The organism is Cereibacter changlensis JA139, assembly GCF_003034985.1.
Taxonomy (GTDB): Bacteria; Pseudomonadota; Alphaproteobacteria; order Rhodobacterales; family Rhodobacteraceae; genus Cereibacter; species Cereibacter changlensis.
Genome location: NZ_PZKG01000012.1, coordinates 41,588 through 60,059 on the forward strand (window position 1 = coordinate 41,588; position 18,472 = coordinate 60,059).

Below are 18,472 nucleotides of genomic sequence, written 5' to 3' on the forward strand. Positions count from 1 at the left end.
CTTTCCAAGGGTTCACAAGCTGCGGAGCGAGCCGGGCGAGCCGCTGCCCGGCTCGTCAACCATCACCTGAAGAGCGAAAGGATGTTCTGCGGGGCCTGGTTGGCGATCGAAAGCGCCTGAATGCCCAACTGCTGCTGCACCTGCAAAGCCTGCAGCCGGGCCGAGGCTTCTTCCATATCGGCGTCGACCATCGAGCCGATACCTGCCTTCATCGAATCCATCAGGTCACCGACGAATTTCGTCTGGATCATGATCCGCCCCTCCGCCGAACCGAAGGACGAGGAGGCCTTGATCGAGGTCTGGATCAACCCTTCGATCGCCGACAGCGCCGCCTTGGCCCCGTTGGTGGTCGACACGTCGATCTTTGCCACGAGAGCGAGCCCTCCCCCCGCTTTGCCTCCTGCAGTCAGGGTCGCGTCGCCCGCCGCAGCCGCCGCCAGCGCGGTTGCGGTGTTGTTCTGCACCGTGAAGGTGGCTCCGCTGGCGGTGATGGTGAAGTCGGTGCTCAGCCCCTGCTTCTTCAGCTCGAAGTTGATTGTATCGGCGAGGTTTTTCGCGATGTCGGTGGTGGTGTCGCCATCGCGCGCCACGTAGAGGGCGGTGCCCGTCGCCGTCGCGTTGGTGCCGACGAACTTCGTGAGATCGAAGGAATAGCCGTCACCCGCCATAACCGCGGCGTTGCGGCCCGCAGTCGCGGTTTCGCCGGCGACCGTATAGGTGGCCAGCGCCGCCCCGTTGGCAGTGGCCGTGCCGGCCGCGGTGAAGGCCGCCGCGGCAAGGGTCAGGCCACCGGCGGCAGCCGCCTGGGTACCGAGATCCTGCTTGGCGACGGCGATGGAAGCAGAGGCCACGCCGGTGGCAGAGCGATCCAGCGAGGACAGCACGTTGACGCTGCCAGTGCCGGTGACTGTGGTCTTGATCAGAGCATAGGTGGTCGCCGAGTCGCGGTTGCTCAGCAGGCTGAGGCCGTTGAACTGGGCGGCGCTGACCACCGAGTCGATCTGCTTGGTCAGGGCTGCGATATCGGTCTGGATCTTGGTCTTGTCGGCGCTCGCCTCCTGCGCGGCGACGATCTTGCCCTTCATCTCGGTCAGCAGGCTGGCGACCGACTCGGCTGCCTTCGACGACAGCGAGACCGTCGATTTGCCCAGCGCGAGGCTGTCGCTGATCGCCTTGAAGCCGGTGACATCCGACTCCATCACCTTAGAGATCGCCCAGACCGCCGCGTTGTCCTTTGCGGCGTTGACGGATTTGCCCGTCGAAATCTGGTCCTGCGTTTTCGCAAGGTTGGTGTTGATGCCCTTCAGGGTCTGCAGCGCCACCATGGCGCCGGTATTCGTGAGGATGGAAGACATTGCGTTTCCTTTTGAAGGCTTGCGCTTTGCGCAGCCGGAAAGCCATCGCTGCGAATGGCGAAACAGGCATTCTAGCCCATGCGCCAGGTCTCCCCGTCGCGCCATCCCACCCCGGGACGCAGGTCGATTGATGCCGCGGAAGTCTTAACGGCCCCTTGATGCCGCCCCTGTTGCTGGCGCGCATTTGATCCAAATCCTCCGCATCTCACATTCGCTGGATCAGCGAGTTGGCGGCAGCGCAGGCGGCGCGTTGCCCATGGGCGTCATAGACCGACATCACGCCCATCACCGCCTCTCGGACCTCGACCAGGCGTCGCTGCGCCGCCCGGACGCCGCGGCCAGCGGCGACGAGGCAGGCAAGGTTCTGCGCCGCCTTCTCGCGCAGCGCCATGGCCTCCGCCTGGGTCATCGGCACCGGCTCGGCAAGCAACTGCTCCGCAGCTTGGCCCAGCGGGGTCAGCGCCCCGAGGTTGCCGGCGAGAATCGCCGCCCGCATCTTGTCCAGCAGCTCGGCCAGCCGCGTCGCCTCGTCAGAAGTCATGCGCCGCCCCCCTGTCCATCGCGCGAAACAGGCTTTCAGCCAGGCCGAGGCCGCCCGCCCGTACCATTGCCGCCGCCTGCTCGCCGCGCAGCAGCGAGGCAAGCTGCTGCTCACCGATGCCTCCGCCGAAACTGCCCGCCGCAACATCAAAACCGGCGTGGGCGAGCATTTCCGACAGGAAAGCCGCCTCGAGCTCGGCCGCCCTCCTGTGCAGCAGATCCTGTCGCGCCGCGGGCGACGCCGCCTGAACCAGAGCCATCATGCCGACCTCCATTTCTTCGGATTTTCGGGATTATGCGCGCCGCGGGTAAACAGCTGGTAATCGCTTCCACGGAATAAAGGCGCATTCGGCAGAACGTCGCAGGTCAAAGATGATCGCACCGCTCCTTCTTTCCCCACCGGCCTCAGGCCCAACTGCTGCCACTCTCCTACCGGCGGCAGAGCCCATGGCTGCGTTCGAGGCTATCTTCGAGGCTACCGCCACTGCTCCGGCAGAACGCGCGGCCCTGCAGCCCGCGGCTTTCCCCTTCGGCGCTGCACGGCGGGTCGATACCGAACCGGCGGCAGAAGCGCCGTCTCCGGAAGATGCCGGGGAGCCGGATGAATGCCCTGCCGAGGAGAGTCCCGAGCCGCCGCCGGAAGGGCGCTCTGACCTGCAGGAGGTGGCCATGACCGCTCTGGCGGCTGCCGGGTTAACTGAGCCGGTCTCCGCCTTGCTTCCGATTGTCGATGGGTTTCCCGAAAGCGAATCGCCAACGCCTGACAGCCCAGCGCCTTCACTTTCTTCGCCCGAGCCCGCCGGGACTGGAGGAAGGCAAGAAATATCGAGCTCGCCTCGACAGGGGGAGCTCCACAGCGCCGAGGCCGACAGGGTGGAGCCCGATCAAACGCCCCTCTTCCTGGACGCCCAGCCAAGGCCGCCAGCACTGGCTCGGGCTGAGGAAAGGCCCCAGCCGGCACAAGCAAATGAGGTGCATGAGGTTGTGCTTGTCTCCGCCACCTTCCAACACATGATGGTGTCGGCAGAGCCGGCAGCTGCGCGTGTTGCCTTGCACTCGTCGGGTGGGGATGATGCGAATCATCCGGCGACCATTTCGCACGCGAAAAGTCTGACCTCGCCCTCCGATGTTTTGCCGCAGCAGGAAGCCCCGTCGACAGTATCGCCTTCCGGAACGGACGAGACATTGCTCTCCACCCCCGCGGCGGTTGACCCGCTGATGCGCCCTTCGGCGCAGAATACAGAGCAGCCGGGTATCGCATTGGCGGCCGGCGGAGCGCCGGATGCAGCCCATCTATCACAGGGGGCGGCCGCTTCGCAGGCTGCAGGCGCCCCGAATCCCGGCCTCCCTGTAGGCCAACAGCTCCAGAAGCCCGCGGCCTTCGCAGCACCCATCGCACCGGGAGGCTCGCCGGCATCCTCGGCTCCGATTGATACCCTCCACTTCTCCCTGAACAAAGGCTCACTCCTGCCGGAACCGGTGGATAGGGCACCGAAAAGCGATGATACTTCCGCCGCTGGCATGGCCCCGCAACATGCGTCCGCCAGGATCCGCGGCGGGACCGGCGGTGGACGACCGCCTGAAACGGGCATGGCGTCTCAACAAGTCCGTGAGTCCTCCGCCCTCCCTGCCGCCATCCCGGCCGCAGCCGCAGCCCTCATTGCGCCGAAAGCCCCCCCGCTGGTCGGCACGGTGGGTCCAGAGCCACAGCGGCCCGCAACTGTCACCATCACTTGGACGCCACCGAAACACACCTCCGAAGCACCGGCCGCGGTCGTTCCGCTGTCTGTCGGGGAGGCGCAAGATGGTCCACAGGCGCCCGATCAACGGTCGGATGCAGGTTTTCGATCCAGTTTCGGGGTCTCGCCGCGGGCCGAGACGGCAGGCAGGCCGTTCAGGCATATCGCCCCGGACGCTGCAATCTCTGGGCAAACCCAGCCGAATCCGGATCGCCGGGAGAGCGTCGCCCGGGCCATCACTGCCGAGGCGCCGGGAGAGCCGGCGCCGGCGAGCCAGGCCATCGGAGGCCAGGAGCTGGGGGATCCAACCGCAGCCTTTGGACCCTCCCTTCGGCAGGCGCCGCAGCATCAGCCACGGGACGCGCCCTTACAGGCGCCGCCCCCGGCGCAGGCCGAGGTTGCACGACAGTCGCCGACCGGCTTGGCTCCGGCCCCCGCCGCTCCAACGCGGCCTCGCTTCGACCTCCGGCTCTCGCCGGACGTCAGGGCGGAACCATCTGCCGGAAGGGCGCCGGAACCGGCGACTGTCCCAACCGCCACCGTCCTCCCCCCCGCGGCGGCGCAGGGCGCGGACCTGTCGGACGGCGAAGCGGAGGATCCGCTGGCTCCGGCAGTGGAACCTTCCGCCGAGGCCGCGACCCGGCCCGCTCCCGTCCTGCCGGGCGCGACGGAGCGGGAGATGCCTCTGCCGGTCCCTCGCGACATGACCGGCCCCACAAGATCGGGGCCGGCGGATCAATCTGCCCCACCGCGTCCGCTGCCCCCGGAAGTGGCGCCGGCGCTGGTCGATCTGGCCAAGGGCAGCGGCGGCGGGGTGGAGGTGGCCCTGTCGCCGGCGGAGCTCGGCAGCGTCACCCTGCGGATGGAGCAGGAGGGGGCCGGGCTGCGGGTCACCGTCAGCGCCGACCGGCCGGACACGCTCGATCTGCTGCGGCGCAACGCCGACCAGTTGCAGCAGGAATTGAAGACCGCCGGTTTCGCCGGCTCCAGCTTCAGCTTCACCGACCGCGGCGGCTCCGCGGACCCGGGCGCGCAGCGGCAACCGGCGGCTCCGCCGCCGGAGAGGGAGCGCCTGTTCGCAGCCCCGTTTTCCCGGACCACGCCGAGCCTGCCGCCGCAGGGCGGCGGGCTCGACCTCAGGATGTAGGAGGCCCGCATGACCATCGTTTCCGCGACCGAAACCACCGCCACCACGCGGCGCACCGCCAGCAGCGCCGCGCCCGCCTCGGATTACCAGACCTTCCTGAACATGCTGACCACCCAGCTGCGCCATCAGGATCCGCTGAACCCGATGGAGGCCTCGGATTTCGCCGTCCAGCTCGCCACTTTCTCGGGCGTGGAGCAGCAGACGAAGACCAACCAACTGCTGGCGTCGCTGAACACAGCCTTCGGCATGGTCAGCATGGCGCAGCTGGCCGGCTGGATCGGCAACGAGGCGCGGGTGGCCGCGCCGGTCTGGGTGGATGGCACGCCGGTGACGATCTCGCCCGAGCCGGCCTTCGGGCGGATCGCGCGGTGCTGGTGGTGAAGGATGCCGACGGCGAGCTGGTCCTGCGCGAGGATGTGTCGATCGCCGGCGGGATGATGCAATGGGAGGGGCGCGACGCCAGCGGGGCGGCGCTGCCGGAGGGGGTCTACAGCCTGTCGCTGGAAAGCTACTTCGGCGAGAAGCTGCTGGAGACCGCCGATGTCGAGGCCTATGGCACGGTGATCGAGGCGCGCGGCAGCGACGCCGGCACGCTCCTGGTGCTGCGCGGCGGGGTGGAGGTGGCGGCCAGCCGGGTCACCGGCCTGCGCGCCGCCCCGTGATCACAGCAGCGCGCCCAGCCAGACTCCCAGCGCGGTCATGCCTGAACCGGCCAGCATCCACAGCGCCGGGTGCAGCCTGCGCCGCGGCGGCACCACGATCACCGTCTGGCCCTGCCGGATCAGCAGGTCCTCGACCAGCCGCGGCAGGCGGGGGCCGAAGCGGCCGACCACCCTGGCCGTCCGCGTCAGGTCGCGCAGGATCGCCTTGGGACCGACGTTTTCCTTGATGTAATCCTCGACGATCGGCCGGGCCACCTGCCAGATGTTGATCCGCGGATCGAGGCTTCGCGCCACGCCCTCGACCACCACCATGGTGCGCTGCAAGAGGATCAGCTCGGTCCGCGTCTCCATGCCGAAGCGTTCGGTCACCTCGAAGAGATAGGCCAAGAGCTTCGCCATCGAGATATAGGTGGCGTCCATGCCGAAGATCGGCTCGCCCACCACCCGCAGCGCCCGGGCGAATTCGTCGATGTCGCGGTCGGCGGGCACGTAGCCGGCCTCGAAATGCACCTCGGCCACCCGGCGGTAGTCGCGGCGGATGAAGCCGAACAGGATCTCGGCATAGACCCGGCGGGTATATTCGTCGAGCCGCCCCATGATGCCGAAATCATAGGCGATGATGTCGCCGTTCGCCGCCACCTTCAGGTTGCCCTGATGCATGTCGGCGTGGAAGAACCCGTCGCGCAGCGCGTGGCTGAGGAACAGCTGCAGCACCCGCGTGCCCAGCACCTCGCGGTTGTGCCCGGCCGCATCCAGCGCCGCATTGTCGGCGAGGCTCAGCCCCTCGGCCCAGCCCAGCGTCATCACCTGGCGCCCGGAGAGGTTCCAGATCGGCTTCGGCACCTGGAAACCGACGTCATTCTCGGTGTTGGCGGCGAATTCGCCCGCCGCCGCCGATTCCAGCCGCAGGTCCAGCTCGCCGTTCACCACGCCCTCGAAATGCGTGATCACATCGGTCGGCCGCAGCCGGCGCGAGGCCGGCGACAGCATCTCGATGATCCGCGCCGCAAGGTAGAAGGCGTCGATATCGGTGCGGAACGACCGCTCGATCCCCGGGCGCAGCACCTTCACCGCCACCTGCACCCCGGTGTCGGCCAGCCGCGCCCGATGCACCTGGGCGATGGAGGCGGCGGCGACGGGTTCGGAGAACTCCGAGAAGATCTCGCTCACCGGCCGGTTCAGCTCGGCCTCGACCATGGCTTTCGCCACGTCCACCGGGAAGGGCGGCAGCTTGTCCTGCAGATATTGCAGTTGCAGCGCCATCTCCGGGCCGACCACGTCGGGCCGGGTCGAAAGGATCTGGCCGAACTTGATATAGGCCGGGCCGAGCGCGGTCAGCGCGCGGGTCGCCGGCGGCAGCGTCTCGTCGCCCTTCAGCCCGACCCAGGCGAAAGGCCAGCCGAGCACGCGCGCCACCAGCCGGATCCGCGGCGGCGCGTCCAGCGCCGCCAGCACGACCCCGATCGCCCCCGTCCGCTCCATTGTGGCAAGCGTGCGGATCAACCGCCAGATGTTGTGGGGTCCGCGCACTTACAGCTTCCAGCCGGAATGCAGCGCAGCGATACCCATCGACAGGTTGCGATACTTGGCCTGACCGAAGCCGGCCTTCTGGATCATCTTCAGGAAGGTCTCCTGATCGGGGAATTTGCGGATCGATTCCACCAGATATTGATAGCTGTCGCGGTCATTCGCCACGATCTGGCCCATCACCGGGATCACGTTGAAGGAATAGCGGTCATAGGCCCATTGCATCGCCGCATTGGGCAACTGGCTGAACTCCAGCACCATGAGCCGCCCGCCGGGGCGCAGCACCCGGAAGGCCTCGTTCAGCGCATCCTGCACCCGGGTCACGTTCCGGATGCCGAAGCTGATGGTGTAGACGTCGAAGCTGTTGTCCTTGAAGGGCAAGGCCATCGCATCGCCCGTCACCCAATCCAGCCGTTCCGACATGCTGTCGGCCTCGGCGCGCTGGCGGCCCGCCACCAGCATGCTCTCGGTCATGTCGCAGACCACCGCCGTCGCCCCCGGCGCGCGGCCGAGGAAGCGGAAGGCGATGTCGCCGGTGCCGCCAGCCACGTCGAGCAGGCGCTGACCGGCGCGCGGGGCGAGCCAGTCCATCATCGCATCCTTCCACAGCCGATGGATGCCCATCGACATGAGGTCGTTCATGATGTCGTATTTCGAGGCCACGCGGGTGAAGACCCCATGAACCATTCCGGCCTTGTCGCCTTCGGGCACCGTCTGGAAGCCGAAATGGGTGGTGTTGGACTGATCATCGGTCATCGGGTCTTGCCGTCCTTCGCTTTGACCCCTCTTTATAGGCCGCCAGACGGGGGCGTGCAATGCGCCGCCGTGCTGCCATCTGTCGCGGAGTGAGAATGCCCGAACTGCCCGAGGTCGAAACCGTGCGCCGCGGGCTGGAGCCCGTGCTCACCGGCCATGTCATCACCGAGGCTCTGGTGAACCGCCCCAACCTGCGCTGGCCCTTCCCGGAACGCATGGCCGAGCGGCTGACCGGCCAGCGGATCCTCGCGCTGCGGCGGCGGTCGAAATACATCCTCGCCGATCTCGACAGCGGCGAAAGCCTGCTGATCCATCTCGGCATGTCGGGGCGGATGCTGGTTTCCGGCGCGATGCTGGGCGAGTTCCACCACGACCACCCGGCCCCGGCCAAGCACGACCATGTGGTGCTGACCATGGACAGCGGCGCGCGGGTCACCTTCAACGACGCCCGGCGCTTCGGCTCGATGGATCTGATGCCGACCGATCACGCGGCGGAACACCCGCTGTTGGCGGGGCTCGGGCCGGAGCCCTTGGGCAACGCCTTCCACGAGGCCTACCTGATCGGGCGGCTGAAGGGCCGCAACACGCCGATCAAGGCGGCGCTCCTGGATCAGCGCGTGGTGGCGGGGCTTGGCAACATCTATGTCTGCGAGGCGCTGTTCCGCGCGGGCATCGACCCGACCCGCAAGGCGGGTGCGCTTTCCGCCGAAACCGTCGCCTCGCTGGTGCCGATCATCCGGCAGGTGCTGGGCGAGGCGATCGAGGCCGGCGGGTCCTCGCTGCGCGACTACCGGCAGGCGGATGGCGAGCTCGGCTATTTCCAGCACACCTTCCGCGTGTATGACCGCGAGGGCCAGCCCTGCGTCACCCCCGGCTGCCCCGGCATCGTCGGGCGGATCGTGCAATCCGGCCGCTCCACCTTCCATTGCCCGATCTGCCAGAGATGACTTGATCCCCTGCTCCGGGCTGCTAGACCTTCGCCCAACGCTGCGAGTGCAAAGGAACAGCCATGGCCTACGAGACGCTGATCGTCGAGATCGAGGATTATGTCGCGGTGATCCGGCTCAACCGGCCCGACGCGATGAACGCGCTGAACAGCCAGCTGATGTCGGAACTGGCGCAGGCCCTGGGCGAGGCCGACCGCAACGACAAGGTGCGCTGCATCGTGCTGACCGGGTCGGAGAAGGCCTTCGCCGCCGGGGCCGACATCAAGGAAATGGCCGAGCAGAGCTTCGTCGACATGTTCGGCGGCGATTTCTTCACGAAGGATTCCGAGGCGATAATGCGGACCCGCAAGCCGGTGATCGCCGCCGTGGCGGGCTATGCCCTGGGCGGCGGCTGCGAACTGGCGATGATGTGCGACTTCATCATCTGCGCCGACAACGCCAAGTTCGGCCAGCCCGAGATCAACCTCGGCGTCGTCGCCGGTCTGGGCGGCACCCAACGGCTGACCCGCTTCGTCGGCAAGTCCAAGGCGATGGAGATGCATCTGACCGGCCGCTTCATGGATGCCGCCGAGGCCGAGCGTTCGGGCCTCGTCAGCCGGGTGGTGCCGGTGAAGACGCTGATGGAGGAGGCGATGAAGGCCGCCGCCCGCATCGCCGAGAAATCGGCGCTCACCGCCATGGCGGTGAAGGAGGCGGTGAACCGCAGCTACGAGACCACGCTGCGCGAAGGCATCCTGTTCGAGCGCCGGCTGTTCCACGCGATGTTCGCCACCGAGGACCAGAAGGAGGGGATGGCCGCCTTCCTCGAGAAGCGCACCGCCCAGTTTCGTGACAGATAGGTGAAAAACCGCCCTTACCCGGTTGACTCGAGCCCGAGTCGCCCGTAAAGACGCGGCTTCAAGATAGACACGAACCGAAGAACCGGAAACTCGATACATGGCCAATTCGCCCCAGTCCAAGAAGCGCGCCCGCCAGTCCGAGGCTCGCTATGCCGTGAACAAGGCGCGCCGTTCGCGGATCCGCACCTTCCTTCGCAAGGTTGAGGAGGCTCTTGCCTCCGGCGACCAGGCTGCTGCCGCTGCCGCTCTGAAAACCGCCCAGCCCGAAATGGCGCGCGGCGTCACCAAGGGCGTGCTGCACAAGAACACCGTTGCGCGCAAGATGTCGCGCCTCTCCTCGCGGGTGAAGACCCTCGGCGCTGCAGCCGCAGCCTGATCCCTACCGCAAGACCGCATTGCAGAAGCGCGCCTTTCAGGCGCGCTTTTTGCATGTCTGGAGGCGCGTTTTGCACAGGCGTTGCCGTTTTGCCCGCCGCCCGGGATTCGCTTTGGCAATCTGTGCGTCAACAGTGAAGTTCGGTTGCAGAGGCTCCACCCCAGTTGCTAGCTTCTGGAGGCGATTCACTACGTCCTTGGGGGGACATGGCTGATCGTGCGTCGTTCACCATCGCTGCCTGTTGTCGCGCTGCCGCGACCGGATGACGAGTGACGTACGGTCATGGGTTATGAAGTCTGTGCTGCCTTAAGCACTCAGTCTGCAGGTTCAGGTCCTCCGACTCGGTTCGGTGGCTCCGGCCTGCTTTGACCCTGTTCACCGGCTCCTGCTGTCTGCGGGACCGGCCCGTTTCCGCGTGTCGATCCGGCACGGGGGCGCGGTGCAGTCGCGAACGAAAATATGGCAGCCCGGAGCATGACGCCCCGGGCAAAGCCAAGGCAAAGAGCGACGGACGGGCTGAAGAATGACGAATGACACTTGGGTGCAAATGCGTGACGGTCTGCAGCAACGGGTGGGCCGCAACAACTTTGTCACCTGGATCGAACCGCTGAAGCTCGCCGGCGTGGGCGAGGGCGTGGCGCGCTTCGAGGTGCCGACCGTCTTCTTCGGCGATTGGGTGTCGCGCAACTTCGGCGACCACATCCGCCTGCACCTCGCCGAGGGCGGCGCCGCAGTGGAGCGTCTGGAATTCGCCGTCTGCGCCACGCCGCGCCCCGCCGCCAACCAGCCCGCCACGCCGGCCGCAACGGCAGCCCCGGCCCCCGCGCCGGTGAAGGCCAGCAAGCCCAAGCCGGTCATCGAGGAGGACCTGCGCGGGGCCCCGCTGGACGCGCGTTTCACCTTCGACAGCTTCGTGGTCGGCAAGCCGAACGAGCTGGCCCATGCCGCCGCCCGCCGCGTGGCCGAGGGTGGCCCCGTGACCTTCAACCCGCTGTTCCTCTACGGCGGCGTCGGGCTCGGCAAGACCCACCTGATGCATGCCATCGCCCACGAGCTGCAGATGCGCCAGCCCGACCTGCGGGTGCTCTACCTCTCGGCCGAGCAGTTCATGTACCGCTTCGTCCAGGCCCTGCGCGAGCGCGAGATCATGGGCTTCAAGGAGCTGTTCCGCTCGGTCGATGTGCTGATGGTCGATGACGTGCAGTTCATCGCCGGCAAGGATTCGACACAGGAAGAGTTCTTCCACACCTTCAACGCGCTGGTGGACCAGAACAAGCAGATCGTCATCTCCGCCGACCGCGCGCCGGGCGAGATCAAGGATCTGGAAGAGCGGATCAAGAGCCGGCTGCAATGCGGTCTGGTCGTCGACCTGCATCCCACGGATTACGAACTGCGTCTGGGCATCCTGCAGCAGAAGGCGGAATATTATCACCAGCAGTACAAGGGCCTGATGCTGGCCGATGGCGTGCTGGAATTCCTCGCCCATCGCATCACCACCAACGTCCGCGTGCTGGAAGGCGCGCTGACCCGGCTCTTCGCCTTCGCCAGCCTCGTCGGGCGCGAGATCAACCTCGACCTGACGCAGGACTGCCTCGCCGACATCCTCCGCGCCTCCGACCGCAAGGTCACCATCGAGGAGATCCAGCGCAAGGTGGCCGAGCATTACAACATCCGCCTCTCCGACATGATCGGCCCGAAGCGGCTGCGCACCATCGCCCGGCCGCGTCAGGTGGCGATGTATCTCTCCAAGCAGCTGACCCCGCGCTCGCTGCCCGAGATCGGCCGCCGCTTCGGCGGGCGCGACCACACCACGATCATGCATGGCGTGCGCAAGATCGAGGAGCTGATGGCGACGGATTCGCAGCTGAACGACGATCTGCAACTGTTGCGCCGGCTGCTACAGGCCTGAACCGGGTCGGGCGGGGGCCTTGACGGCCCCGCGAAAGCCACCATAGTCGAAAAAAACGTGAGCCGGCGAAAAGCCGGGCAGCTTTGGCGTCCCTGACGCAAGCTCCGGTCAGAAGGGTATGAGGGAATGAAGATCAGCATCGAACGCGGCACCCTGCTCAAGGCCGTGGGGCAGGCCCAGTCGGTCGTCGAGCGCCGCAACACGATTCCGATCCTCGCCAACGTGCTGATCGAGGCCGAGGGCAGCACCGTGTCGTTCCGCGCCACCGACCTCGACATCGAGGTTGTGGACCGCGCCGCCGCCATGGTCGACCGCCCCGGCGCCACCACCGTCTCGGCGGTCATGCTGCACGAGATCGTCCGCAAGCTGCCCGACGGCGCGCTGGTCGGCCTGACCGAAGACGCCGCCACCGGCCGCCTGACGGTCACCGCCGGCCGCTCGGTCTTCAGCCTCGCCACCCTGCCGAAGGAAGATTTCCCGGTGATGGCGAGCTCGGAATATGCCTCGAACTTCGCCGCCCCCGCCCCGGTGCTGCGCCGGCTGTTCGACAAGGCGAAATTCGCCATCTCGACCGAGGAAACCCGCTACTACCTGAACGGCGTCTATCTGCATGTCGCCACCGGCGACGAGGGCCCCGTGCTGCGCTGCGTCGCAACCGATGGCCACCGCCTCGCCCGGATCGACGCGCCGCTGCCCGAGGGCGCGCAGGGCATGCCCGGCGTCATCGTGCCGCGCAAGACGGTGAACGAGCTGCGCAAGCTGCTGGACGACGACGAGGCCGAGATCACCGTGTCGGTGTCCGAGACCAAGGTGCGCTTCGCCACCCCCGTCCTCACCATGACCTCCAAGGTCATCGACGGCACCTTCCCCGACTACACCCGCGTCATCCCAACCGGCAACACCCGCCGTCTGGAGGTCGATGCCGCCGAATTCGCCAAGGCGGTCGACCGCGTGGCCACCGTCTCGTCGGAACGCTCGCGCGCGGTGAAACTGTCGCTCGACGAGGACCGGCTGGTGCTCTCGGTGAACGCCCCCGATTCCGGCGCCGCCGAGGAAGAGCTGGCCGTGGCCTATGCCGACGAGAAGCTGGAGATCGGCTTCAACGCCAAGTATCTCCTGGAGATCGCCTCGCAGGTGGATCGCGAGAACGCGGTCTTCCTGTTCAACTCCTCGGGCGATCCGACGCTGATGCGCGAGGGCAATGACATGTCGGCGGTCTATGTCGTCATGCCGATGCGCGTCTGAGCCGACGCCGGGGGGCCAGCCCCCCAGCCCGGCCACAGGCCGGGCGTTCTTCCCTGGAAATCCTCCCCGGGAGGATTTCCGGGCGGTCATCACCCCGGGATATTTTTCGACAGAAAATGAGGGTGTGATGCGCGGGCTTGCGATCGAGACGCTGGTCCTGTCGCATTTCCGCAGCCACAGGGCGGCGCGGCTACAGCTCGACGGCCGGCCGGTGGCCATCTTCGGGGCCAATGGCGCGGGCAAGACCAATATTCTCGAAGCGGTCTCGCTGCTCTCCCCGGGGCGCGGGTTGCGGCGCGCCGGCGCCGAGGAGATCGCCCGGCGGCCCGAGGCTCTGGGCTGGAAGGTCAGCGCCGATCTTCGGGGATTGCACGGCGCGCATGAGGTCGAGACCTGGGCCGAGGCCGGGGCGCAGCGGCAGGTGCGGATCGACGGCAAGGCCGCGACGCAGGTGATGCTGGGCCGGATCGCCCGGCTGCTCTGGCTGGTGCCGGCGATGGACAGGCTCTGGATCGAGGCGGCCGAGGGGCGGCGGCGGTTTCTCGACCGCATGACCATGAGCTTCGCCCCCGATCACGCCGAGGCGGTGCTGGCCTATGAGAAGGCGATGCGCGACCGCAACCGGCTGCTGAAGGATCAGGTGGGCGACCCGCATTGGTATGGCGCGCTGGAGGCGCGGATGGCCGAGGCAGCGGCGCTGATCGTGGCGCATCGCGCGGCGGCGCTGGCGCGGCTGAATGCCGCGCAGGAGGGCGCTGCGACCGCCTTTCCCCATGCCGCGCTCAGCCTCTCCGGCGAGGAGCCCGAGGATCTGGCGACGGCCTGGGCCGAGGGGCGGCGGCGCGACATGGCGGCGGGGCGCACGCTGATCGGCCCGCATCGCACGGATCTGCTGGCGGTTTATGCGGCGAAGGGCGTCGGCGCCGATCAATGCTCCACCGGCGAGCAGAAGGCGCTGCTGATCTCGCTGATCCTCGCCAATGCCCGCGCGCTGGCCGAGGATCTTGGGGCGGCGCCGATCCTGCTCCTGGACGAGGTCGCGGCCCATCTTGACGCCGGACGGCGCGCTGCGCTCTATGACGAACTCTGTGCCCTGGGGGCGCAGGCGCTGATGACCGGCACGGGGGCAGAGCTCTTCGACACGCTGGGCAGCCGGGCGCAGGTGTTCGAAGTGGCCGAGGAGGCAGGCGTGTCCAGTGTGAGGGAGATCGTCGCATGACGCCGCAACGGGTTACGCTCATCACGCTGGGGGTCGCCGATCTGGCCGCCGCCATCGCCTTCTACGAACGCCTCGGCTGGCGCCAGCACGGCCAGCAGGAGCGCATCGCCTTCTTCCAGCTGAACGGTCTGGCGCTGGCGCTGTTCGGCCTCGCCGACCTCGCCGCCGATCAGGGCCGGGCGGGCGCGACCCTCGGCGCCGGGGCGGTGACGCTGGCGCAGAACTTCGCCACCGAGGCCGAGGTCGATGCGGCCTTCACGCAAGCGCTGGCGGCGGGCGCCACGGCGCTGAAGCCGCCGGAGAAGGTGTTCTGGGGCGGCTACTCCGGCTACTGGGCCGATCCCGATGGCCATGTCTGGGAGGTTGCGATGAACCCGTTCTGGCCCTTGGCCGCAGACGGCAGCCTGACGTTGCCCGCATGACCATCGCTGCGGAAAGCCTGCTGCTCTACTGCGGCGCCCTCGTCATCCTGTTCCTCACCCCCGGCCCGGTCTGGGTGGCGATGATCGCCCGCGGCCTCACCGGAGGCTTCGCCGCCGCCTGGCCGCTGGCCGTGGGGGTCGCGCTCGGCGATCTCTTCTGGCCGCTCGCCGCGATCTTCGGGCTGAGCTGGGTCGCCTCGGTCTACGCCGATTTCATGTCCGTGCTGCGCTGGGTGGCGGTGGCGATCTTTCTCGTCATGGGCTGGATGCTGATCCGCAACGCCGGCAAGCCGATCTCCACCGACAGCCGCCTCACCCGCCCTGGCCGTTTCGCGGGCTTCGCCGCCGGCATCGCGGTGATCCTCGGCAATCCCAAGGCGATCCTGTTCTACATGGGCGTGCTGCCCGGCTTCTTCGACCTCACCCGCCTGACCTCTGTCGATGTCGCGGCGATCCTCGCGGTCTCGGCGGCGATCCCAATGGCCGGAAACCTCTGCTTCGCGCTGATGGTCGACCGGGTGCGGCGGCTTCTGTCCTCGCCGGAGGCGCTGCGTCGGCTGAACGTCACGGCGGGGGTGCTGCTGATTGCGGTTGCAGGCGTGATTGCCCTCTCCTGACCGCTAAATCTATGGCAGGCGCGTGACATTCCCCCCCCCGGCGGCTATAAGTTGCGGGTAATGAAAAGGGTGGGTCCGCATGGCCGAAGCAGCAAAAGTGCCGGAAGAATACGGCGCAGATTCCATCAAGGTTTTGAAGGGGTTGGAAGCCGTCCGCAAGCGTCCCGGCATGTATATCGGTGACACGGACGACGGCTCGGGCCTGCATCACATGGTCTACGAGGTCGTGGACAACGGCATCGACGAGGCGCTGGCCGGTCACGCCACCGCCGTCAGCGTGAAGATCCATGCCGACAGCTCGGTTTCGGTGCGCGACAACGGTCGCGGCATCCCGGTCGACATGCACCAGGGCGAGGGCGTCTCGGCGGCCGAGGTCATCATGACCCAGCTGCATGCGGGCGGCAAATTCGACCAGAACAGCTACAAGGTCTCGGGCGGCCTGCACGGCGTCGGCGTCTCGGTGGTGAACGCGCTGTCGGAATGGCTGGAGCTACGGATCTGGCGCAACGGCAAGGAATATTACGCCAAATTCGCCCATGGCGAGACGGTGGAGCCCTTGCGCGTCGTCGGTGACGCCCCGGGCGAGAAGGGCACAGAGGTGCGCTTCCTCGCCTCGACCCAGACCTTCTCGAACCTCGATTACGTCTACAAGACGCTGGAAAACCGCCTGCGCGAGCTCGCTTTCCTCAACTCCGGCGTCCGCATCCTGCTGGAAGACGAACGCCCCGCCGAACCGCTGAAGACCGAGCTCTTCTACGAGGGCGGCGTGCGGGAGTATGTGAAGTATCTCGACCGCTCGAAATCCTCGATCATGCCCGAGCCGATCTACATCATCGGTGAACGCGCGGGGATCACCGTCGAAGTGGCGATGTGGTGGAACGACAGCTACCACGAGACGGTGTTGCCCTTCACCAACAACATCCCGCAGCGCGATGGCGGCACGCATATGGCGGGCTTCCGCGGCGCGCTGACCCGCACGATCAACGCCTATGCCCAGTCCTCCGGCATCGCCAAGCGCGAGAAGGTGGATTTCACCGGCGACGACGCGCGCGAGGGTCTGACCTGCGTTCTCTCTGTGAAGGTGCCCGATCCGAAATTCTCCAGCCAGACCAAGGACAAGCTCGTTTCCTCCGAGGTCCGGCCCGCGGTCGAGAACCTCGTGAACGAGAAGCTGGCCGAGTGGTTCGAAGAGAACCCGACCAACGCCAAGATCATCGTCGGCAAGATCGTCGAGGCGGCGCTGGCCCGCGAGGCGGCGCGCAAGGCGCGCGAGATGACCCGGCGCAAGACCGCGATGGACGTGGCCTCGCTGCCTGGCAAGCTGGCGGATTGCCAGGAGAAGGACCCGGCGCTGTCCGAGATCTTCATCGTTGAGGGTGACTCGGCAGGCGGTTCGGCCAAGCAGGGCCGGGCGCGCAAGAACCAGGCCGTGCTGCCGCTGCGCGGCAAGATCCTCAACGTGGAACGCGCCCGCTTCGACCGGATGCTGTCGTCGGAAACCGTCGGCACGCTGATCACCGCGCTCGGCGCCGGGATCGGCCGCGACGAGTTCGACATCAACAAGCTGCGCTACCACAAGATCGTCATCATGACCGACGCCGATGTCGACGGCGCGCATATCCGCACGCTTCTCTTGACCTTCTTCTTCCGGCAGATGCCCTCGATCATCGAGGGGGGCTTCCTCTACATCGCCCAGCCGCCGCTCTACAAGGTCGCCCGCGGCAAGTCCGAGGTCTACCTGAAGGATCAGGCCGCGCTCGAGGATTACCTGATCCAGATGGGCATCGACGGCGCGATCCTGCAGCTCGGCAATGGCGAGAAGATCGCGGGCGCCGACCTCGCCCGGGTGATCGAGGGCGCGCGGCAGTTCCGCCGGGTGCTGGAGGCCTTCCCGACCCACTACCCGCGCAACATCCTCGAACAGGCGGCGCTGGCCGGCGCCTTCGATCCGGGCCGCGCCGACGAAGATCTGCAGCTGGTGGCCGATACGGTGGCCAAGCGGCTCGACGGCATCGCCGTGGAATACGAACGCGGCTGGACCGGGCGCATCACCCAGGATCACGGCATCCGCCTGTCGCGCATCCTGCGCGGCGTCGAGGAACTGCGCACGCTCGATGGCGCGGTGCTGCGCTCAGCCGATGCGCGGCGGTTGTCGCATGTCTCGACCGCCACGCGCGAACATTACCAGGCGCCGGCCCGGCTGATGCGCAAGGACCGCGACCAGATGATCCACGGCCCGATCGACCTCTTGAAGGCCATTCTGGCCGAGGGCGAGAAGGGTCTGTCGCTGCAGCGCTACAAGGGTTTGGGAGAGATGAACCCCGAGCAGCTCTGGGAAACCACGCTCGATCCCGAGGCGCGGACGCTGTTGCAGGTCAAGGTCGACGATCTGGCCGAAGCCGACGACATCTTCACCAAGCTGATGGGCGATGTCGTCGAACCGCGGCGCGAGTTCATCCAGCAGAACGCGCTGAACGTCGAGAACCTCGACTTCTGATCACCGGCGGCAGCGTTCCGGCGCTGCCGCTTCCCCGCCTCAGCGACGCACAGGCGTCGCGGCGAACAGACAACCGACGATCAGGCCGACGGCCCAGCCGACAGCCAGCTGGCCGATGGCGACGCCGAAGACCGTGCCGAAGCCAAGGCCGATGATCGTGCCCATGACGAGCCGCCAGATCAGTTCCGACATGTGATCCTCCCTGTTGATCCGTGTGTGTCCTGTCGATCTGGGCCAACCACGAAACCGCGCTCCGGTTCCCTCGCGGGAACCTGCGTTTTTTGCCGCCTGTCGGTTCCGACCCGGGCCATGCTGCTTCAGCCCTGCCGTCCGGGCCCCGGCGCCGACGCAATAGAAAGTGAACCGAACGCGCCCCGGGCGCGTTGTCCCATGTCCGCAACCCGTAACGGAGGCTCCATGCAGCTGAACACCCGGCATTCCGGTCTCGAAGATGGCCCCGCGCGCCTGCGCTCCGCTCTGGAGCATCCCGCCGATTGGGCCCTGTTTCTCGATATCGACGGCACGCTGGTGGACATCGCCGACGGGCCGCATGCCGTGCGGGTGGAAAGCGGCCTGCCGCAGCAGCTGGTGCAGCTGGCCGGGCGGCTCGACGGCNCGCTGGCGCTGGTGACCGGCGCCGGGTCGACTGGATCGACGCCAACTTCGGCCCGCATC

General features: G+C 67.3%; 18 protein-coding genes. 12 read left to right on the forward strand and 6 right to left on the reverse strand.

Annotated elements, in window-relative coordinates; all coding sequences use genetic code 11:
• Positions 1 to 62: 62 nt before the first annotated feature.
• The 3 genes from C5F48_RS04605 to C5F48_RS04615 form a co-directional block, all read right to left on the reverse strand.
• The gene (locus C5F48_RS04605; RefSeq protein WP_107662731.1) at positions 63 to 1,355 is read right to left on the reverse strand and encodes a flagellin N-terminal helical domain-containing protein; all 1,293 of its coding nucleotides are present in this window, start codon (positions 1,353 to 1,355) and stop codon (positions 63 to 65) included.
• 205 nt (positions 1,356 to 1,560) lie between these two features.
• Entirely contained in the window at positions 1,561 to 1,896 is a 336-nt protein-coding gene (locus C5F48_RS04610) for a hypothetical protein (RefSeq protein ID WP_107662732.1), read from the reverse strand.
• Complete coding sequence (locus C5F48_RS04615; protein WP_107662752.1) at positions 1,886 to 2,158, reverse strand: rod-binding protein; 273 nt, start codon at positions 2,156 to 2,158, stop codon at positions 1,886 to 1,888. Before C5F48_RS04615 ends, C5F48_RS04610 begins: the two co-directional genes overlap by 11 nt.
• Positions 2,159 to 4,313: 2,155 nt before the next feature.
• On the opposite strand from C5F48_RS04615, the gene C5F48_RS25055 reads away from it, so the two are divergent.
• The 3 genes from C5F48_RS25055 to C5F48_RS25975 are packed head-to-tail and all read left to right on the forward strand — an operon-like array spanning position 4,314 to position 5,443.
• Positions 4,314 to 4,781 (forward strand): flagellar hook-length control protein FliK, encoded by a 468-nt coding sequence (locus C5F48_RS25055; protein WP_107662733.1) that lies wholly within the window; start codon positions 4,314 to 4,316, stop codon positions 4,779 to 4,781.
• A 9-nt stretch (positions 4,782 to 4,790) separates the two neighbouring features.
• Positions 4,791 to 5,162 carry a flagellar hook capping FlgD N-terminal domain-containing protein gene (locus C5F48_RS25970; RefSeq protein WP_258186483.1) on the forward strand — a complete coding sequence of 124 codons (372 nt, stop codon included), beginning with the start codon at positions 4,791 to 4,793 and terminating at the stop codon, positions 5,160 to 5,162.
• Complete coding sequence (locus C5F48_RS25975; protein WP_258186484.1) at positions 5,150 to 5,443, forward strand: FlgD immunoglobulin-like domain containing protein; 294 nt, start codon at positions 5,150 to 5,152, stop codon at positions 5,441 to 5,443. Before C5F48_RS25970 ends, C5F48_RS25975 begins: the two co-directional genes overlap by 13 nt.
• Here the strand turns inward: C5F48_RS25975 and ubiB are convergent, their stop codons facing one another.
• Both ubiB and ubiE read right to left on the reverse strand, forming a co-directional pair.
• On the reverse strand, positions 5,444 to 6,973 hold the full coding sequence (gene ubiB, locus C5F48_RS04630) for a 2-polyprenylphenol 6-hydroxylase (protein ID WP_107662734.1): 1,530 nt from the start codon (positions 6,971 to 6,973) through the stop codon (positions 5,444 to 5,446).
• Positions 6,974 to 7,726 (reverse strand): bifunctional demethylmenaquinone methyltransferase/2-methoxy-6-polyprenyl-1,4-benzoquinol methylase UbiE, encoded by a 753-nt coding sequence (ubiE, locus tag C5F48_RS04635; protein ID WP_107662735.1) that lies wholly within the window; start codon positions 7,724 to 7,726, stop codon positions 6,974 to 6,976.
• 95 nt (positions 7,727 to 7,821) lie between these two features.
• Between ubiE and mutM the strand changes: the two genes are divergently transcribed.
• The 9 genes from mutM to gyrB all read left to right on the forward strand — a co-directional run bounded on the left by mutM (position 7,822) and on the right by gyrB (position 17,797).
• Complete coding sequence (gene mutM / locus C5F48_RS04640; protein WP_107662736.1) at positions 7,822 to 8,673, forward strand: bifunctional DNA-formamidopyrimidine glycosylase/DNA-(apurinic or apyrimidinic site) lyase; 852 nt, start codon at positions 7,822 to 7,824, stop codon at positions 8,671 to 8,673.
• 62 nt (positions 8,674 to 8,735) lie between these two features.
• Positions 8,736 to 9,512 (forward strand): enoyl-CoA hydratase, encoded by a 777-nt coding sequence (locus tag C5F48_RS04645; RefSeq protein WP_107662737.1) that lies wholly within the window; start codon positions 8,736 to 8,738, stop codon positions 9,510 to 9,512.
• Between the two features lie 97 nt (positions 9,513 to 9,609).
• Complete coding sequence (gene rpsT, locus C5F48_RS04650) at positions 9,610 to 9,888, forward strand: 30S ribosomal protein S20 (protein WP_107662738.1); 279 nt, start codon at positions 9,610 to 9,612, stop codon at positions 9,886 to 9,888.
• Positions 9,889 to 10,411: 523 nt separating this feature from the next.
• The gene (dnaA, locus tag C5F48_RS04655) at positions 10,412 to 11,797 is read left to right on the forward strand and encodes a chromosomal replication initiator protein DnaA (protein ID WP_107662739.1); all 1,386 of its coding nucleotides are present in this window, start codon (positions 10,412 to 10,414) and stop codon (positions 11,795 to 11,797) included.
• A gap of 126 nt (positions 11,798 to 11,923) precedes the next feature.
• Entirely contained in the window at positions 11,924 to 13,042 is a 1,119-nt protein-coding gene (gene dnaN, locus C5F48_RS04660) for a DNA polymerase III subunit beta (protein ID WP_107662740.1), read from the forward strand.
• 127 nt (positions 13,043 to 13,169) lie between these two features.
• Positions 13,170 to 14,261, forward strand: coding sequence for a DNA replication/repair protein RecF (gene recF / locus C5F48_RS04665; RefSeq protein WP_107662741.1), 1,092 nt, complete (start codon positions 13,170 to 13,172; stop codon positions 14,259 to 14,261).
• On the forward strand, positions 14,258 to 14,683 hold the full coding sequence (locus C5F48_RS04670; protein ID WP_107662742.1) for a VOC family protein: 426 nt from the start codon (positions 14,258 to 14,260) through the stop codon (positions 14,681 to 14,683). The genes recF and C5F48_RS04670 overlap by 4 nt, the downstream gene beginning before the upstream one ends.
• Positions 14,680 to 15,300: a LysE family translocator gene (locus C5F48_RS04675; RefSeq protein WP_107662743.1), complete on the forward strand. Its 621-nt coding sequence runs from the start codon at positions 14,680 to 14,682 to the stop codon at positions 15,298 to 15,300. Before C5F48_RS04670 ends, C5F48_RS04675 begins: the two co-directional genes overlap by 4 nt.
• A 79-nt stretch (positions 15,301 to 15,379) precedes the next feature.
• On the forward strand, positions 15,380 to 17,797 hold the full coding sequence (gene gyrB / locus C5F48_RS04680; protein ID WP_107662744.1) for a DNA topoisomerase (ATP-hydrolyzing) subunit B: 2,418 nt from the start codon (positions 15,380 to 15,382) through the stop codon (positions 17,795 to 17,797).
• A gap of 39 nt (positions 17,798 to 17,836) precedes the next feature.
• On the opposite strand, the gene C5F48_RS25060 is transcribed toward gyrB, so the two are convergent.
• On the reverse strand, positions 17,837 to 17,989 hold the full coding sequence (locus tag C5F48_RS25060) for a hypothetical protein (RefSeq protein WP_169310807.1): 153 nt from the start codon (positions 17,987 to 17,989) through the stop codon (positions 17,837 to 17,839).
• Positions 17,990 to 18,472: the final 483 nt, after the last annotated feature.

Excerpts from the sequence above, each read along its gene's own strand:
- C5F48_RS04605 (WP_107662731.1), bottom strand. The coding sequence starts at position 1,355 with ATGTCTTCCATCCTCACGAATACCGGCGCCATGGTGGCGCTGCAGACC.
- C5F48_RS04610 (WP_107662732.1), bottom strand. The coding sequence starts at position 1,896 with ATGACTTCTGACGAGGCGACGCGGCTGGCCGAGCTGCTGGACAAGATG.
- C5F48_RS04615 (WP_107662752.1), bottom strand. The coding sequence starts at position 2,158 with ATGATGGCTCTGGTTCAGGCGGCGTCGCCCGCGGCGCGACAGGATCTG.
- C5F48_RS25055 (WP_107662733.1), top strand. The coding sequence starts at position 4,314 with ATGCCTCTGCCGGTCCCTCGCGACATGACCGGCCCCACAAGATCGGGG.
- C5F48_RS25970 (WP_258186483.1), top strand. The coding sequence starts at position 4,791 with ATGACCATCGTTTCCGCGACCGAAACCACCGCCACCACGCGGCGCACC.
- ubiE (WP_107662735.1), bottom strand. The coding sequence starts at position 7,726 with ATGACCGATGATCAGTCCAACACCACCCATTTCGGCTTCCAGACGGTG.
- mutM (WP_107662736.1), top strand. The coding sequence starts at position 7,822 with ATGCCCGAACTGCCCGAGGTCGAAACCGTGCGCCGCGGGCTGGAGCCC.
- C5F48_RS04645 (WP_107662737.1), top strand. The coding sequence starts at position 8,736 with ATGGCCTACGAGACGCTGATCGTCGAGATCGAGGATTATGTCGCGGTG.
- rpsT (WP_107662738.1), top strand. The coding sequence starts at position 9,610 with ATGGCCAATTCGCCCCAGTCCAAGAAGCGCGCCCGCCAGTCCGAGGCT.
- dnaA (WP_107662739.1), top strand. The coding sequence starts at position 10,412 with ATGACGAATGACACTTGGGTGCAAATGCGTGACGGTCTGCAGCAACGG.
- dnaN (WP_107662740.1), top strand. The coding sequence starts at position 11,924 with ATGAAGATCAGCATCGAACGCGGCACCCTGCTCAAGGCCGTGGGGCAG.
- recF (WP_107662741.1), top strand. The coding sequence starts at position 13,170 with ATGCGCGGGCTTGCGATCGAGACGCTGGTCCTGTCGCATTTCCGCAGC.
- C5F48_RS04670 (WP_107662742.1), top strand. The coding sequence starts at position 14,258 with ATGACGCCGCAACGGGTTACGCTCATCACGCTGGGGGTCGCCGATCTG.
- C5F48_RS04675 (WP_107662743.1), top strand. The coding sequence starts at position 14,680 with ATGACCATCGCTGCGGAAAGCCTGCTGCTCTACTGCGGCGCCCTCGTC.
- gyrB (WP_107662744.1), top strand. The coding sequence starts at position 15,380 with ATGGCCGAAGCAGCAAAAGTGCCGGAAGAATACGGCGCAGATTCCATC.
- C5F48_RS25060 (WP_169310807.1), bottom strand. The coding sequence starts at position 17,989 with ATGTCGGAACTGATCTGGCGGCTCGTCATGGGCACGATCATCGGCCTT.